Here is a 13,856-nt window from a genome sequence, read left to right as displayed (position 1 = left end):
CACCGTCATCGACGCGGTGCTCCGGGCAGTGGCCACACGCAAAGCCCCCAGCGCGCCCCCTCGCCCAAGCACCGCCAACCGCCAGCCGACGTAGCGCCGCAGTGACCGTATCAGGAGTCTTCCCGTGTCCGAGGTAAAGATCAGCGCCGAGCCCCGCACCGAGTTCGGCAAGGGTGGTGCCCGTCGTACCCGCCGGGCCGGTAAGGTGCCCGCCGTGCTGTACGGCCACGGCGAAAAGCCCAAGCACATCGCGCTACCCGCGCGTGAGTTCGCCGCCGCCATCCGGCACGGTGGCGCCAACCAGTTGTTCGCGATCGAGATCAGTGACGGCACCCAGGCGCTCGCGCTGCCGAAGGCCATCCAGCGTGATCCGATCAAGGACACTCTCGAGCACATCGACCTGCTGCTGGTGCGGCGGGGCGAGAAGGTCACCGTCGACGTGCCGGTGCACCTGACCGGCGAGGCGGCCAGGGACACCCTGGTCGTGCACGAGCAGAACACCCTCTCGGTGAGTGCCGACGCGACCCGGCTGCCGGAGAGCTTCGAGGTCTCGATCGACGGTCTCGAGGTCGGTTCGCAGGTGACCGCGGCGGACGTACGGCTGCCGCAGGGTGTGGAGCTGGTCGCCGACCCGGAGCAGATCCTCGCGCTCGTCACCCAGGCGCCGAGCGCCGAGCAGATGGCCGCCGAGGCCGGCGAGGAGCCGACCGCGGAGGCCGAGGAGGAGGCCGGAGCCGAGGGCCCCGGTGCCGAGGCCGCCGAGGCCGAGGGCGACAACCAGGGCGCGCCCGCGCAGGCTGCCGCAGAGGCCTGAGCGACAACCGTCTGACAGGCGCCCCCGGACGTTCGGGGGCGCCTGTTTCCGTACTGTGACACCGAGCGGGCCGGGAAGCAGAACTGGGGGAAGAGCGGCGTGGCGGAGGAGCTTCATCCGTGGTTGCTGGTCGGGCTCGGCAACCCCGGCAAGGAGTACGCGCGGCACCGGCACAACGTCGGCTTCATGGTGGCCGACCTGCTCGCCGAGCGGATCGGCGCCAAGTTCGGCCGGCACCGCCGGGCGGTCGCCGAGGTGGCCGAGGGACGGCTCGGGTTCGGCGGGCCGAAGCTGGTGCTGGCGAAGCCGATGACCTACATGAACCTCTCGGGCGGCCCGGTGGCGGCGCTGGCCCAGTTCTACAAGGTGCCGGTCGACCAGGTGGTCGCCGTCCACGACGAGCTGGACATCCCGTACGGGCAGATCCGGCTGAAGCAGGGCGGTGGCGAGGGCGGGCACAACGGGGTGCGGTCGATGTCCAAGTCGCTGGGGACGAAGGACTACCTGCGGGTGCGGTTCGGGATCGGGCGGCCGCCGGGGCGGCAGGACCCGGCCGACTTCGTACTCTCCGACTTTTCCCCGGTGGAGCGCAAGGAGCTGGAGTTCCTGGTGGACCGGGCGGCCGATGCGGCGGAGGCGATCGTGACCCGCGGCCTGGAGTGGGCGCAGAACTCGTACCACGGGACCTGAGCGGCGACGGACGGACCGCGACCGGTGTGGCGGACCGCCGGTGCACCCGCGCCCGCACCGAGACCGGTAGTCTTCTCGCCGCGGGTGAGGAGGCTGACGATGATGATTCCGTGTCGGGCGGCCGGCGACGCCGGTTCCATGGAGGTGTGCTGATGGCCGCGCCGCCAGTTATCGACGGTGAGTTCGCCCGCTGGTTGGCCGGTCGGGCCGGCCAGGCGCTGCTGGAACTCCGGGCCGAGCTGGGTTTCTCCGACCCGGGAGCGCTGAAGGCGGCCGGCGACAAGGTCTCGCACGAACTCCTCCGCACCGAGCTGGCCCGCTGGCGGCCTGCCGACGCGGTGCTCTCCGAGGAGGACGAGGGCGCCCGGCTGGCCTGGGCCGCCGAGGCCGAGCCGGAGGTGGCGCCCCGGCTGGGCGCCGACCGGGTCTGGATCATCGACCCGCTGGACGGCACCCGGGAGTTCTCCGAGGAGGGCCGGGCGGACTGGGCGGTGCATGTGGCGCTCTGGTCCCGCCGGGCCGGCACCGCGCACGGACTGGTCGCCGGCGCCGTCGGGCTGCCCGCCCAGCACCGGGTGCTCGGCACCGACCAGCCGCCGGCGTACCCGCCGATGACGCTGCCGGCGGCGACCGACGGTACCGGCCCGGACGGCATCGGCCGGCGGATCCGGTTGGCCGCGAGCCGGAGCCGGCCCCCGGTCTTCCTCACCGACCTGGCCGCCGAAGTCGGCGCCGAGCTGGTGCCGATGGGCTCGGCGGGCGCGAAGATCGCCGCCGTGATCAGCGGCGAGGTCGATGGGTACGTGCACGCCGGCGGCCAGTACGAGTGGGATTCGGCGGCTCCGGTCGCTGTGGCGACGGCCACCGGACTTTTCGCTTCCCGAATCGACGGATCCGCGCTGAAATACAACCAGGCCGATCCCCGCCTGCCGGATCTGGTGGTGTGCCGTAAGGATCTCGCTCCTCGGCTGCTCGCAGCGTTGCAGCGCCACCTCCGGGTACCGTAGGCCAGGACATGGCGACTTAACCGACCGGGAGGGTCTGGAAATCCCATGCGAGCAGCACCTGCGCGGGCCGGCATGAGCGGGCACCGCGAGCGGATCGGCCAGCGGGCCGGCGCCCTTGCCGAAATCGCCGATCTCGCCAGCGCCGGGAAGCCGGATTCCGTCGGTGAGCGTGGCGAGGTGACGGCATGACCTCGCCGGCGGCCTACCGGGTCTCCCATCTCGACGCGCTGGAAGCCGAGAGCATCTTCGTCATCCGCGAGGTGGTGGCCGAGCTGGAGCGGCCGGTGCTGCTCTTCTCCGGAGGCAAGGACTCGATCGTCATGCTCCGGCTGGCCGAGAAGGCGTTCGCGCCGGCCCGGATCCCGTTCCCGGTGATGCACGTCGACACCGGGCACAACTTTCCGGAGGTACTGGAATACCGCGACCGGCGGGTGGCCCAGATGGGGCTGCAACTGGTGGTGGCCAGCGTGCCGGAGGCGCTGGAGTCCGGGCTGGTGCAGGAGCCGGCCGACGGGGTACGCAACCGGATCCAGACGCCGGTGCTGCTCGACGCGGTGGAGAAGTACCGCTTCGACGCGCTCTTCGGCGGCGCCCGGCGGGACGAGGAGAAGGCCCGGGCCAAGGAGCGGGTCTTCAGCTTCCGCGACGACTTCGGCCAGTGGGATCCGAAGAACCAGCGCCCCGAGCTGTGGTCGCTCTACAACGGCCGACACCATCCGGGCGAGTCGATCCGGGTCTTCCCGCTCTCCAACTGGACCGAGCTGGACGTCTGGCACTACATCGCCCAGGAGAAGATCGTGCTGCCGTCGATCTACTACGCCCACCAGCGGGAGGTCGTCGAGCGGGACGGCATGCTCTACGCGGTCAACGAATTCATCTCGCCCCGGGCCGGTGAGACGCCCTTTGTCGAGCAGGTCCGCTACCGCACCGTCGGCGACGCCTCGTGCACGGCGGCGGTCCGGTCGGCGGCGGACACCGTCGAGCTGGTGATCGAGGAGGTGGCCGCGACCCGGATCACCGAACGCGGCGCCACCCGGGGCGACGACCGGGTCAGCGAGGCGGCGATGGAAGACCGCAAGCGGGAAGGCTACTTCTGATGACGGCGACCATGGTCCCCACCGAGACCCGTGCGATGGACCTGCTCCGGTTCGCCACCGCTGGCAGCGTCGACGACGGCAAGTCCACCCTGATCGGCCGGCTGCTCTACGACACCAAGTCGCTCTTCACCGACCAGCTCGAGGCGGTCGAGGCGGTCAGTGCGGCCCGGGGCGACGAGTACACCAACCTGGCGCTGCTCACCGACGGGCTGCGGGCCGAGCGCGAGCAGGGCATCACCATCGACGTGGCGTACCGATACTTCGCCACCCCCCGGCGGAAGTTCATCATCGCCGACACCCCCGGGCACATCCAGTACACCCGGAACATGGTGACCGGGGCGTCCACCGCCGACCTGGCACTGATCCTGGTCGACGCACGCAAGGGACTGGTCGAGCAGTCCCGCCGGCACGCGTTCCTCTGCTCGCTGCTCCGGGTGCCGCACTTGGTGCTCTGCGTCAACAAGATGGACCTGGTCGACTGGTCCCAGGAGGTCTTCGAGCAGATCGCGGACGAGTTCACCGCCTTCGCGGCGAAGCTGGACGTGCCGGACCTGACCGTGGTGCCGATCTCGGCGCTGCATGGCGACAACATCGTCTCCCGCTCCGAGCACACCCCGTGGTACGAGGGCCCGTCGCTGCTGCACCACCTGGAGCACGTGCACATCGCCAGCGACCGCAACCTGGTCGACGTACGGTTCCCGGTGCAGTACGTGATCCGTCCCCAGTCGACCACGGTCACCGACTACCGGGGCTACGCCGGGCAGGTCGCCTCGGGTGTGCTCAAGCCGGGCGACGAGGTGATGGTGCTGCCGTCCGGGTTCACCAGCCGGATCGCCTCGATCGAGACCGCCGACGGCCCGGTCGAGCAGGCGTTCCCGCCGATGTCGGTGACCGTGCGCCTCACCGACGAGATCGACATCTCCCGGGGTGACCTGATCTGCCGGCCGACCAACGCCCCGGCGGTCGCCCAGGACATCGAGGCGATGATCTGCTGGATGGACGAGACCAGGCCGCTGCGGGTCGGCGGCAAGTACGCCATCAAGCACACCACCCGGTCGGCCCGGGCCGTGGTCCGCAACCTGCGGTACCTGCTCGACGTGAACTCGCTGCACCGGGACGAGGCCGCCACCGAACTCAAGCTCAACGAGATCGGCCGGGTACGGCTGCGGACCACTGTGCCGCTGCTCGCCGACGAGTACCGGCGCAACCGTACGACGGGTGGCTTCATCGTGATCGACGAGTCGACCAACCGTACGGTCGGCGCGGGGATGATCGTCGAGGCGGGCTGACCGTCGTAGGTCGTCGCTGGCTCGGAAGGGTCGCGGGTCGAGCCGGCTACCGGGTGTCGTCCGCCGATAACCCGAGCGCGCGGGTTGTCGCGGAGTCACTACGCTGGGATGCCTGCCGCTGACCCGTCCGGGCCAGGATCGCGGCATGGACGTGACAGGAGGCGTGCACCGATGCAGGACGGCCGGTGGACGACGATCACGCCGTCGCAGTTCGACCACGAACGGGCCGCGTTGGAGCACATCCGCCGGCACCTTCCCGACGCCGAGCCGTACCGGGCCTGGTCGAACTTCACCTTCACCGCCGACACCGGTCACGTCTACGAAATCGACCTGCTGGTGGCAGCCCGAGCCGGCCTGTACCTGATCGAGATCAAGAGCCTGCACGCCGCGCCGCTCGCCCGGTACGGCGCGATGGAGTTGCTGGAGGAGTTGGCGGACCTGGCCCGGGGCGGGGCCGGGGCGGTGTGGCTGCTCTGTCCGATGGAGGATCCGGGCCAGCTTCCCCGGCTCGACGCCACAGTGGTGCCGGTGGCCTAGGACGAGTGGGTCACGCTGCCGGACGCCTGGGTGGCGAACGAACACCGAAACGGCCGATCGCCCCGGTGACCGGCGTGTGAGACCGGCCAACGCAACTCAGTGAAAGGGAGCGGCAGCCACGGCGTCAACCTGCACCCGGAAGCTGGGACCGACGAGCCCGGCGACGAACAGGATGCTCAGGGTCGGTTCGTGGCCGCCCAGCCAGCGGGCGATTTCAGCTCGCAGCCGATCCATGTCGACACCACCGACGAGGTAGATGGTCAGCTTTACTACGTCGTTGATCTCCATGTCGGCGCCGCAGAGGTTCTGGCGGACGTTTTCGAGCGCGATGACCAGTTGCTCGATCTGGTCATCCGGTACGTGTCCGCCAGGTCGGATCCCGAGCTGGCCGGAGAGCACCAACCAGCGCCCCTCACCAACCTCCGCTTGATGGTGGAAGCCGGCGATGGGTGGATGGACCCGCTCCGGCGAGGGATTGCGAAACCTTGTGTTTGCTCTCCACAGTCGTCGACTCCGTGCGCGGCGGCCCGCCGGATCCTCGCCGGTACGCGATATTTCGAACATCTAGCGTCCTCGGGTAGCCGGATCAGTCCGGGCTGGTACGGGCGAGATGGGTCACCGCGTCCTTGGTGAATGCGTCCGCGAAGTCACGAAGGAAGGCGAGGACCTGCTCGATCTGCGGAGTGGGTGCCTGCGTGTCAAGGTGCGTTCTGATGAGAAGGTTTCCATGCCGGAGTTCGTAACCCACCCCGACCTCTGCCGCGTCGAGGTTTTCGACGCGCGGGTACTGTTTCGGATCGATCGGATCTATCCGCTGGACGTACATCCCCTCATCCCACCAGCCGCCGTTGACTGCCTTCGTCGACAGCTCCGTCCTGGACTGCTCAAGGGCCCGCAACGAGGACATCGCCGCGTCGTGATCGCCCTTGGCATCATCATGATTCGGGTACCTGCGAAGTGTGACGGTCCCGCCCGGGTCAAACTCCTTCAGCGGCGTTCGGAAGCGTTCGCCGTCATCGTATGTCCTGATATCACAGCTGATGTAGTCGTATCCGGCCCGGTGCTCGAACTTCAGTGTCGGGTCGTACGACGATCGCAGCTTCAGATTGAACCGGGCAGCAAGCTCGTCCATCTTCATGCGTTCGCACATGTCTGGGGCTACCTGCCCATACGTCACCCGCGGCTCGGGAGTCTCAACCGGCTCCGGACCGGGGTCGCATGCCGCGAGCACAAGAATGATGGTAGCGGCAGCCACAATTAGCCTGTGGCGGACAGTCGGAGAGTGCATTCGAGCGCGGAGGCGCTGATCGGAGGAGTTCATCTGGCATCCGGCAGGTAGAAATCGCTGCTGTTAGTGCCGTCGATGAGTCGGGGCTGCGGGGGTATCAACCGCCCGTCTTCGCCGCTTGGTGTGTTCCGGATGAGATCCATGCGGGAAAGGACAGCACTTACCTTTTCGTCGAGATCGCGGTACTGGTGGTCTGCGTTGTCCTCGATAAGCTGGATGGCTTTGCCCAGCGAGAGAAGCAGTTCCTCGGCAGTACCCCCGGTCAGGGCGTGCTCCTCCATGGCCCCTGCAGAAGCGGCACCCGCCGCAGCGGAAGCGGCGACGCCGGCCAGGTCGAGGCGGGTGTCCCAGAGCTCCTGCTTCTTGAAGATTGGAATAACCGCGCTAACGATGATCATCGCGTTTTTGATGGACTGCTCCTGCGCCTGTTTCTGCATCGCTGCCGCCTGCTGGGCGCGCCGGTGCAACTGTTCGAGGAGCGCGTCGCGCGTTTTGTGCAACACGTTCATCAGGCTCTGCTGAGTGAGGTCGACGATCGTGTGCGCGCCCTCTAGGCCGGTGACGAGCGCGGTGATCATCCGCTGATGGCTGGCCAGGGTGTGCTCGAACGGGTTGTAGAAGTTCGTGGCGAAGTCATCGGCCGCCTCACCGGACCAGTGGCCGAGGCTCTGCCGCAGCTTGCCGAAGTCGTGGGTCACAAAGTCTTCCAGCCGTGCCAGGGCGTCCCGGGATGGTTGGATCAGGTCGTTAAGATAGACGGACCCGGTGGGATGGGCGAGTGGCTTGGTCATCGACTTGATTGAGTCCATGTTACTCGAGGCCCATTCCGATGCCTCGGTCTTGTATTTCTCGATTCGCCCCCGGACCTCCTCCTCGAACGAATCCTGCCAGGGTAGTCGCAGAGGTAGTGTCTGCGGTAAACGCCAGGTTCGTTTGAAGGAAACAGTCCCGACGAAATCCACGACGATAGTGTCACCGGAACTTGTCCCGGCACTGAGCACCCCATCGACGGCCGTCTCCCACCAACTGGACTCGGCCTCGTCCATATACGCGAACACCTGGTCGATGTAGTGCAGCTCGGCCAGGTAGGTGCCGATCTCGTTCAGGTACTGGTGCATCTGTCGGTAGTCGAAGGGGATCGAGTTGTCGACCATGGCGTCTCCCGTCTGGCCAGGTCAGTCAACGATGTTGCGGGGAATGCGGGGATCCGCCAGGGGTGGATCCCCGGGGGCCGGGGGATCGGGCGGGGTGAGGGCGGGACGCTGGTAGTCAGACGCGTTGTTGCCCAGGAGTCGGGTGAACTCCTTGGCAGCCGCCTCGTCCGTGGCCGCGTACCGGTCGGCGATGGTGACCAGTGCGGCGCCGACCTCCGACATCCGCAGCGAGGTCAGTCGCAGCACGTCCTGTACCTCGGCGCGCAACTCCAGCAGACGCTGCTGGGCCGGGCCGATGCCTCGGTCGGGTAGGTCGAACTGCCCTTCCATCGCCCCGGCCGTCTGGTGCACCAGCACGGTCACGTCGGCGTAGGTCCTGGCGATCCTGGGCAGCTCGTTGCGACCGGCCCGGTAGAGGTAGTAGAGGTGCGCGCCGAGTTCCTTACCCGAGCCGACGTTGCCGACGCTGGCGTCATCGCCGCGATACTCCGGTCGCCACCCCGGCTCGGTTGTCTCCATGAGCCCGATACCCCCGATTATCAGGTGAAATTGACTCGGAGGTTATAGCACGAAGCGCGACCGCCTCGTCACCCTACAGTCGGGAACCTGTGGATAACCTCGATGCTCGTACCATCCGACCCTCCGATCAGGATCCGTCCTCCTGGGTGCTGTCCCAGGTGAGATCCTCGCCGCCAATCTCCTGGATGAACTGCTGCTCCGGCCTGACCAGGGCGGCGCTGCGCTCCCGGATGAACCCTTCGCGGTGATCGGCGAGCAGTTGGGCCAACGCCGCTGGCGGCATGCCGTGGCTGACCGCCACCGGCCGTAGCAGTCTCAACGGAAGGTTGCGCAGGGCGTCGCGTACTGGGGTGCCGGGTGGGGTGGGCAGGACGATCCGGTTGGCGATGCTGGCGGCGTCCCGTGTCCCGGTGACGATCCGGCGGTAGGCGGCGGGTCCGGAGCGGGCCAGCAGGTCGACGAGTTGGATCGGTTCGCCGTCCAGCCCGTAGCGCTGACCGAAGTGATTCAGCTCCCAGAGCAGGAAGGCGCGTACCCGGCCGTCCTCGGTGTCGAAGCGTTCCGGCAGCGGCTGGGGGTGGTGGCCGGGCAGACTGAGCGAGGCGCGGCCGGTGGTGGAAGAAGAGCGCGAGCAGCATGAACTGCTGCGGGTACGGCACCAGCCAGGCCACCGGCACCCCGGCCTCGTACCGGAGGAACCGCACCGCCCGGTGCAGTGCGACCTCGGCCTGCACGACGACGCCGTCGAGGGTCCTCCCCACCCGGTCGGGCGAGGGCGGTCCAGCGGGCGCCCTGCACGTCGTCCTCGCCGCTGATAGCGACGATGGTCTGGAAGACCGGTTCCGCCGCGACGTCCCCGAACCCGCCGTCGGCGATGCTCTCCCGGATCCCGGAGATGCAGTCGGTGAGGGTCTCGCCGTGTTCGGCCTGGTAGGTCAGCGCGGAGACCATCTGGTCCGGGCTGATCTGCCGGCCGCTGCTGTCGACCCGGGATAACGCCTCAACCGCGTGCTCCAGATGGCCGCCGAAGAGCCGGATCACCGGAATCCTGTACGCCTTGATCCGCTGGGTCGAGGCCGATTCCAACACCGCCTCGTCCACCACGAACTGGCATCTGGGCGAGAACTACGAGGTCACCTACAACCCGAGCCGGCTGTCGTCGTCGGACGAACGCCCGCCGATCGAGGGCCTGTTCCACGAGTTCGCCCACGTCTACGACTACGGCAACAACACGTCCGCTCCCGGTACCCACGAAGGGCCGGACGATGTCGGGGTCGAGAACGACGAACGAGAGGCCGTCGGCCTGCCGATCGACGAGGACGACGACCCGAACACGCCCGGCCAGATCGACCCCGACCACCCCTACAGTTACACCGAGAATGCTTTCCGTGACGAGATGGGCTGGCCGAGAAGGACGTCGTACTCTTGATCAAGAAGTTGCTTCTCGCCGGCGGTGCGGCGATGCTCACCGTCGTCACGCTGGCCGGCTGCGGCGCGGATGCCTATGTGGATTTCGAGCCGGAGTGGAGCCCGACCGGCGCCAAGCGGACGGCGAGTTTCGACGCCGAGGTCACCCCTCGGGCGGAGTCCCTGGACATCCGTTACACGCTGCGCAACCAGGGCGTGGAGCCGATCGTCGCCTACGCCGGGGTGGAAGGAGACGCCGCCTCGCACGCCTTCGACGTCTACGTGACCGCCCGGAAGGATGGCACGGTCGAGCTGGCCAAGCGCACCTTCGCCATCCCATCCGGAGTGAACGCCGACGCGGTCGGCACGATTGAAGGCACGTTCGTCCCACCCGGCGAGGAAGTCACCGAGGAGTTCTCGGTCTCCCTGCCACTCGAAGGCCGCCGCCCCTACGTCGCCACGGTCAGGCTTCCGGAGCCGGTGCGGGAAGTGGTCTTCTGCCTCGGCGCCGTACTCCAGAGCGAGGCCGCTGCGCCGAAACCCGCCGCCAGCGCCGAAGGCCGTGGCAGGTATCCGCTGAACGGGCCACAGCATCTCTTCTGTTCGCCGCCCGCGACGCTGTGATCGGCGGCCGCCCGGCGGACGGGTGGTGCACCGGTTGCGGCGGGCGACCTCTACCACGTACTCAGCCGGGGTGGGGACCAGCCGTTCACCGAGCGGCTGAAGCCGGCCGCACGTCCCGGGCGGCACCGTGGTCACCCGTCCAGCCTCCGGTGACGTGCCCTGGAGGACCTGGGCGGGTTTCCGTACCAACGCCACTCTGACCAGCGCATTGGCCGGCCTCACCGATCCGATGCAGGAACAGGCGGACGTGTACTCCGGCTCCGCCGGGACCTCACCCCCCGCGCAGTGGCGCAGCGGGACCGCGGACGCCGCCGACCGGCTGTGCCTGCCGGAGGTCGACGAGAAGGCGCTCACCGGGCTCAAGGTTCGTCATTCCCTGACGTGGGCGACAGCGGAACGCGGTGCAGAACAATTGATCTCGCTCGCTGAGTTGATGCCGTTACCGTCACTGCCGCTGGCTAAGCTGACCACGTGATCAATAAGTCGACGCTGGGCACCGATCTGTGGCGGCCACCGACGCTCGACGACACGGTCGTCGCCGCCTACCTGCGCCGGCTGGGTCTCGACCCGGTGGCCGAGCGGGCGGACCGGCCGTCGGTGGCGCAGTTGCACCGCCTGCACGCCGCGCACGTCGAACGCGTGCCGTACGAGACCGTCTGGATCGCCCTGGGCGAGGCGCGGGGGATCGACCCGGTCGAGGCGGCGGGATACCTGGTAGCCGGGCGGGGTGGGTACTGCTACCAGCTCAACGGCGCATTTTCCGCACTGTTGACCACGCTTGGCTACCAGGTGACCTGGCATCGGGCCGGCGTGCAGGGCCAGGCCGGGGATCCGGCCGGGGACAGCGGCAACCATCTCGCGCTGACCACTGAGCTGGACGGCCGAGCCTGGTGGGTGGACACCGGCCTGGGCGACGGCCCGCTCGACCCGGTGCCACTGGCGGCCGGAGCGTTCGGACCCGACGACCGGTTCCGGCTGCGGCCGTCGGAAGCCGTGCCGGCCGGCTGGCGGTTCGACCACGAACCCGGTGGCGCATTCGTCGGGATGGACTTCCCCACCACGGCCACCCGGCCGAGCGATCTGGTGGACCAGCACATCGAACTCTCCACCTCGCCGACGTCGGGCATGGTGCGGGTGGTGACGGCGCAGCACCGGACGCCGGCCGGCGCCCGGATCATCCGTGGCCAGGTGCTGACCGAGCGGCCGGTGGCCGGGTCCGCGACGGTCCGGCAACTGTCCGGGTACGCCGAATGGCGGACCGTGCTGCGCGAGGTGTTCCACCTGCCGCTCGACGACGTGCCGGACGAGCGGCTGCGGGCCGTGTGGCAGCGGATCGAGGCGGACCATGCCGAATGGGAGCGGGACGGCAGCTCCTGACCTCGGCGACCACCACGGGCAACCGGTGCGACACCGATCCCACCCCAGTGGCTGTCGACACCCGTTGCCGGTCCGGTCGTGCCGGGCTCGGCCCGGGGGCCCGGGTGGAACCCTGCCGTTAGCATCGAAAGTTGAGCCCACCCGGGTTCGGTATGGCCCTCGTAGCTCAGGGGATAGAGCGGCGGCCCTCGGAGCCGCAGGCGGGTGTTCGAGTCACTCCCGAGGGCACCGCAGGTTGGTCGACGACAACTGTTGTCCGGTTCGCAGGTGATGGATTGGTGACGGTGAAGCGACGGACGGTGGTCTCCTGGCTCGGCGGCGGCGTCCTCGCAGCGGGTCTGGCCCTCGCGGCCACGTTCTTCGGTCTGCAAAGCCTGGAAGTGGCCAGTTGGCTGGCTGGCGTGGCAAGCCTCTGGGCCGCGTTGCTGACGCTGGTCCTGGCGAGGGACGGGATCGCTGTGGCCTCCCCGGCATCCGCCGGCACCGCCATCCTGCCCTCGCCCGACGCGCCTCAGGTGACGGTTCCGGCGGGTTCGCCGGAGACGGTCCGGTCCGCAAGCGCCGTCCCGGACCCCGCGTACGAGGCTCGGCAGGTCGCCCACGTCCGTATCGCGGCCGAAGCCTGGATCCCATATCTCCACCGCCCGGGTGTGTCCGAGGGCCTGCTCCGCGGCATGCCAGCCCGAGAACTCTGCCCGGCTCTGGCACCGCTCGACGAGTTCCTCGAGCACGCACTGCCGGAGATCGATGTCGAGGTCCGCACCGCGCATCGCCCGCACGACGTGCCGGCGGACAGCGTCGCCCGGTTCTGGACCGTCCTACTGATCGACTCCATCGTCCAGGACGGTGGCCTGGGCCTCCAGCGCTGGATACTGCGGGAGACCGACACGATCCTGCGGAACGAACCGGCGGCTGTACCGCGTCTCCGTGAGATGTGGCGGTGGTTGTTCGACACCTATCTGAGTGCCACCGCCCCGTACCGCGAGACCGGGCTGGCGAACAGCCTCATCGCCGAGGCGATCAGCCAATGCGGTGGCGAGCACAAGCGGCTCTATCCGAACGTCAGTTTCCTCATCGAGATCGCCCGCGACGACCCGGTGACGCTGCGCCGTATCCGCGACGAGCTGCAGCAGCATGACGCCGTGCTCAGGGCCCGCGGCAGCGGCCCGGCGACCCTGAAGCGGGTACGGATCCTGCTGGGCCGGCTCGGCGCGGCCGTCGGCCCCAGCGTCTTCACCCCCGACCTGGTCGGCTTCTCCGCCAGCGCCATCTGCCCCTATCCGTTCCAGGCGATGCGCTATCCACTGCGGGTCGGCGACGTCGACCTCATCCTGCGCCGGCCACCGGGCAGCGAACCTGCCATGCCCTACGTACTGCCCCAGGACCGGGTCGACGGGAGCGCGTTCGCCGGGATGTGGCGGGAACTGAGCAACCTCCTCGGCTCGCTGCCCCGGCCACCCGGCGGCGACGACTGGCGCTGGGACATTCCCACGGTCGCCGAGTGGATCACGCTCTCCGGTTGCGTCGCCCAGCCCTACCCCTGGGGACTTGACCCGCCGACACCGTTGCACGCCAATCTCAAGTTCACGCCGGACAGCCGGCTCAGCCCGGTCGGTGCCTATGAGGCCGGCCGATCGCCGGACGACGTCTATGACTGCTGCGGGGGCGTGCACGAGATCGTCCGTGAGTTGCCGCATGAGCGGTTCGACGGCGACCGGCGCTTCGAGGGCGCCTTCCGGCTCGCCGGCGGTTCCTACCTGAGCCCACCCCACGGCGTCACGGGCCAACGGTTCCGCCACCTCTCGCGGGACGATCGGGGCGACCGACCGAGCTGTGTCGGGATCAGGCTGATCGGCTACCGCGAGCGGGACGAAGCAACGCGCTGGGAAGCGCTGCGCGCCTATCGAGTCGGACGGCAGAAGCGGGCCGCGCCCCGGATGTCGCCGCGACCGCGGCCCGGTGGCGACAGCGCCCAACGTCCGGCGCGGCGTTGACGCCACGGACCTGGGAGACCCTCAGGCCCACCGTCGAACCCGGACCCGGACGGGCGTAT

Annotated in this window: 17 protein-coding genes and 1 tRNA gene; 13 read left to right on the top strand and 5 right to left on the bottom strand. The window is 68.8% G+C overall.

The genetic code is table 11. From position 1 onward, the window contains the following. Positions 1-124 precede the first annotated feature (124 nt). From AAH979_RS20805 to AAH979_RS20775, 7 genes are all read left to right on the top strand, one after another. Positions 125-814 (top strand): 50S ribosomal protein L25/general stress protein Ctc, encoded by a 690-nt coding sequence (locus AAH979_RS20805; protein WP_346259790.1) that lies wholly within the window; start codon positions 125-127, stop codon positions 812-814. A gap of 99 nt (positions 815-913) precedes the next feature. Next, positions 914-1,504 (top strand): aminoacyl-tRNA hydrolase, encoded by a 591-nt coding sequence (gene pth / locus AAH979_RS20800; RefSeq protein WP_346259789.1) that lies wholly within the window; start codon positions 914-916, stop codon positions 1,502-1,504. Positions 1,505-1,656: 152 nt separating this feature from the next. Next, positions 1,657-2,511 (top strand): inositol monophosphatase family protein, encoded by an 855-nt coding sequence (locus AAH979_RS20795; RefSeq protein WP_346259788.1) that lies wholly within the window; start codon positions 1,657-1,659, stop codon positions 2,509-2,511. 45 nt (positions 2,512-2,556) lie between these two features. Further along, a complete protein-coding gene (locus AAH979_RS20790) occupies positions 2,557-2,700 on the top strand; it encodes a hypothetical protein (protein WP_346259787.1) in 144 nt (47 codons plus the stop codon). Continuing rightward, a complete protein-coding gene (cysD, locus tag AAH979_RS20785) occupies positions 2,697-3,608 on the top strand; it encodes a sulfate adenylyltransferase subunit CysD (protein WP_346259786.1) in 912 nt (303 codons plus the stop codon). Before AAH979_RS20790 ends, cysD begins: the two co-directional genes overlap by 4 nt. Next, positions 3,608-4,897 (top strand): sulfate adenylyltransferase subunit CysN, encoded by a 1,290-nt coding sequence (gene cysN, locus AAH979_RS20780; protein WP_346259785.1) that lies wholly within the window; start codon positions 3,608-3,610, stop codon positions 4,895-4,897. The genes cysD and cysN overlap by 1 nt, the downstream gene beginning before the upstream one ends. 171 nt (positions 4,898-5,068) lie before the next feature. Then, positions 5,069-5,434: an NERD domain-containing protein gene (locus AAH979_RS20775; protein WP_346259784.1), complete on the top strand. Its 366-nt coding sequence runs from the start codon at positions 5,069-5,071 to the stop codon at positions 5,432-5,434. A 96-nt stretch (positions 5,435-5,530) separates the two neighbouring features. Here AAH979_RS20775 and AAH979_RS20770 read toward each other — a convergent pair whose 3' ends face one another. The 5 genes from AAH979_RS20770 to AAH979_RS20750 form a co-directional block, all read right to left on the bottom strand. Next, positions 5,531-5,998 (bottom strand): RidA family protein, encoded by a 468-nt coding sequence (locus tag AAH979_RS20770; protein ID WP_346259783.1) that lies wholly within the window; start codon positions 5,996-5,998, stop codon positions 5,531-5,533. Positions 5,999-6,020: 22 nt separating this feature from the next. Continuing rightward, a complete protein-coding gene (locus AAH979_RS20765; RefSeq protein ID WP_346259782.1) occupies positions 6,021-6,572 on the bottom strand; it encodes a hypothetical protein in 552 nt (183 codons plus the stop codon). A gap of 179 nt (positions 6,573-6,751) precedes the next feature. After that, on the bottom strand, positions 6,752-7,876 hold the full coding sequence (locus AAH979_RS20760) for a hypothetical protein (protein ID WP_346259781.1): 1,125 nt from the start codon (positions 7,874-7,876) through the stop codon (positions 6,752-6,754). A gap of 21 nt (positions 7,877-7,897) precedes the next feature. Then, positions 7,898-8,395, bottom strand: coding sequence for a hypothetical protein (locus AAH979_RS20755; RefSeq protein ID WP_346259780.1), 498 nt, complete (start codon positions 8,393-8,395; stop codon positions 7,898-7,900). 127 nt (positions 8,396-8,522) lie between these two features. Then, on the bottom strand, positions 8,523-8,714 hold the full coding sequence (locus tag AAH979_RS20750; RefSeq protein WP_346259779.1) for a hypothetical protein: 192 nt from the start codon (positions 8,712-8,714) through the stop codon (positions 8,523-8,525). Between the two features lie 738 nt (positions 8,715-9,452). On the opposite strand from AAH979_RS20750, the gene AAH979_RS20745 reads away from it, so the two are divergent. The 6 genes from AAH979_RS20745 to AAH979_RS20720 all read left to right on the top strand — a co-directional run bounded on the left by AAH979_RS20745 (position 9,453) and on the right by AAH979_RS20720 (position 13,797). Continuing rightward, positions 9,453-9,824 carry a type III secretion system effector protein gene (locus tag AAH979_RS20745; protein ID WP_346259778.1) on the top strand — a complete coding sequence of 124 codons (372 nt, stop codon included), beginning with the start codon at positions 9,453-9,455 and terminating at the stop codon, positions 9,822-9,824. Then, positions 9,821-10,426, top strand: coding sequence for a hypothetical protein (locus AAH979_RS20740; protein ID WP_346259777.1), 606 nt, complete (start codon positions 9,821-9,823; stop codon positions 10,424-10,426). Before AAH979_RS20745 ends, AAH979_RS20740 begins: the two co-directional genes overlap by 4 nt. Positions 10,427-10,580: 154 nt before the next feature. After that, entirely contained in the window at positions 10,581-10,901 is a 321-nt protein-coding gene (locus AAH979_RS20735) for a hypothetical protein (protein ID WP_346259776.1), read from the top strand. Beyond that, the gene (locus AAH979_RS20730; RefSeq protein WP_346259775.1) at positions 10,898-11,803 is read left to right on the top strand and encodes an arylamine N-acetyltransferase; all 906 of its coding nucleotides are present in this window, start codon (positions 10,898-10,900) and stop codon (positions 11,801-11,803) included. Before AAH979_RS20735 ends, AAH979_RS20730 begins: the two co-directional genes overlap by 4 nt. Before the next feature lie 155 nt (positions 11,804-11,958). Further along, a tRNA-Arg gene (locus AAH979_RS20725) sits at positions 11,959-12,031 on the top strand. A gap of 56 nt (positions 12,032-12,087) precedes the next feature. Next, entirely contained in the window at positions 12,088-13,797 is a 1,710-nt protein-coding gene (locus AAH979_RS20720) for a hypothetical protein (protein ID WP_346259774.1), read from the top strand. Positions 13,798-13,856: the final 59 nt, after the last annotated feature.

Source organism: Plantactinospora sp. ZYX-F-223, assembly GCF_039649625.1.
Classification (GTDB): Bacteria; Actinomycetota; Actinomycetes; order Mycobacteriales; family Micromonosporaceae; genus Plantactinospora.
Note: the sequence above shows the minus strand (reverse complement) of the source record. Positions and strands in the feature narration are given on the sequence as shown.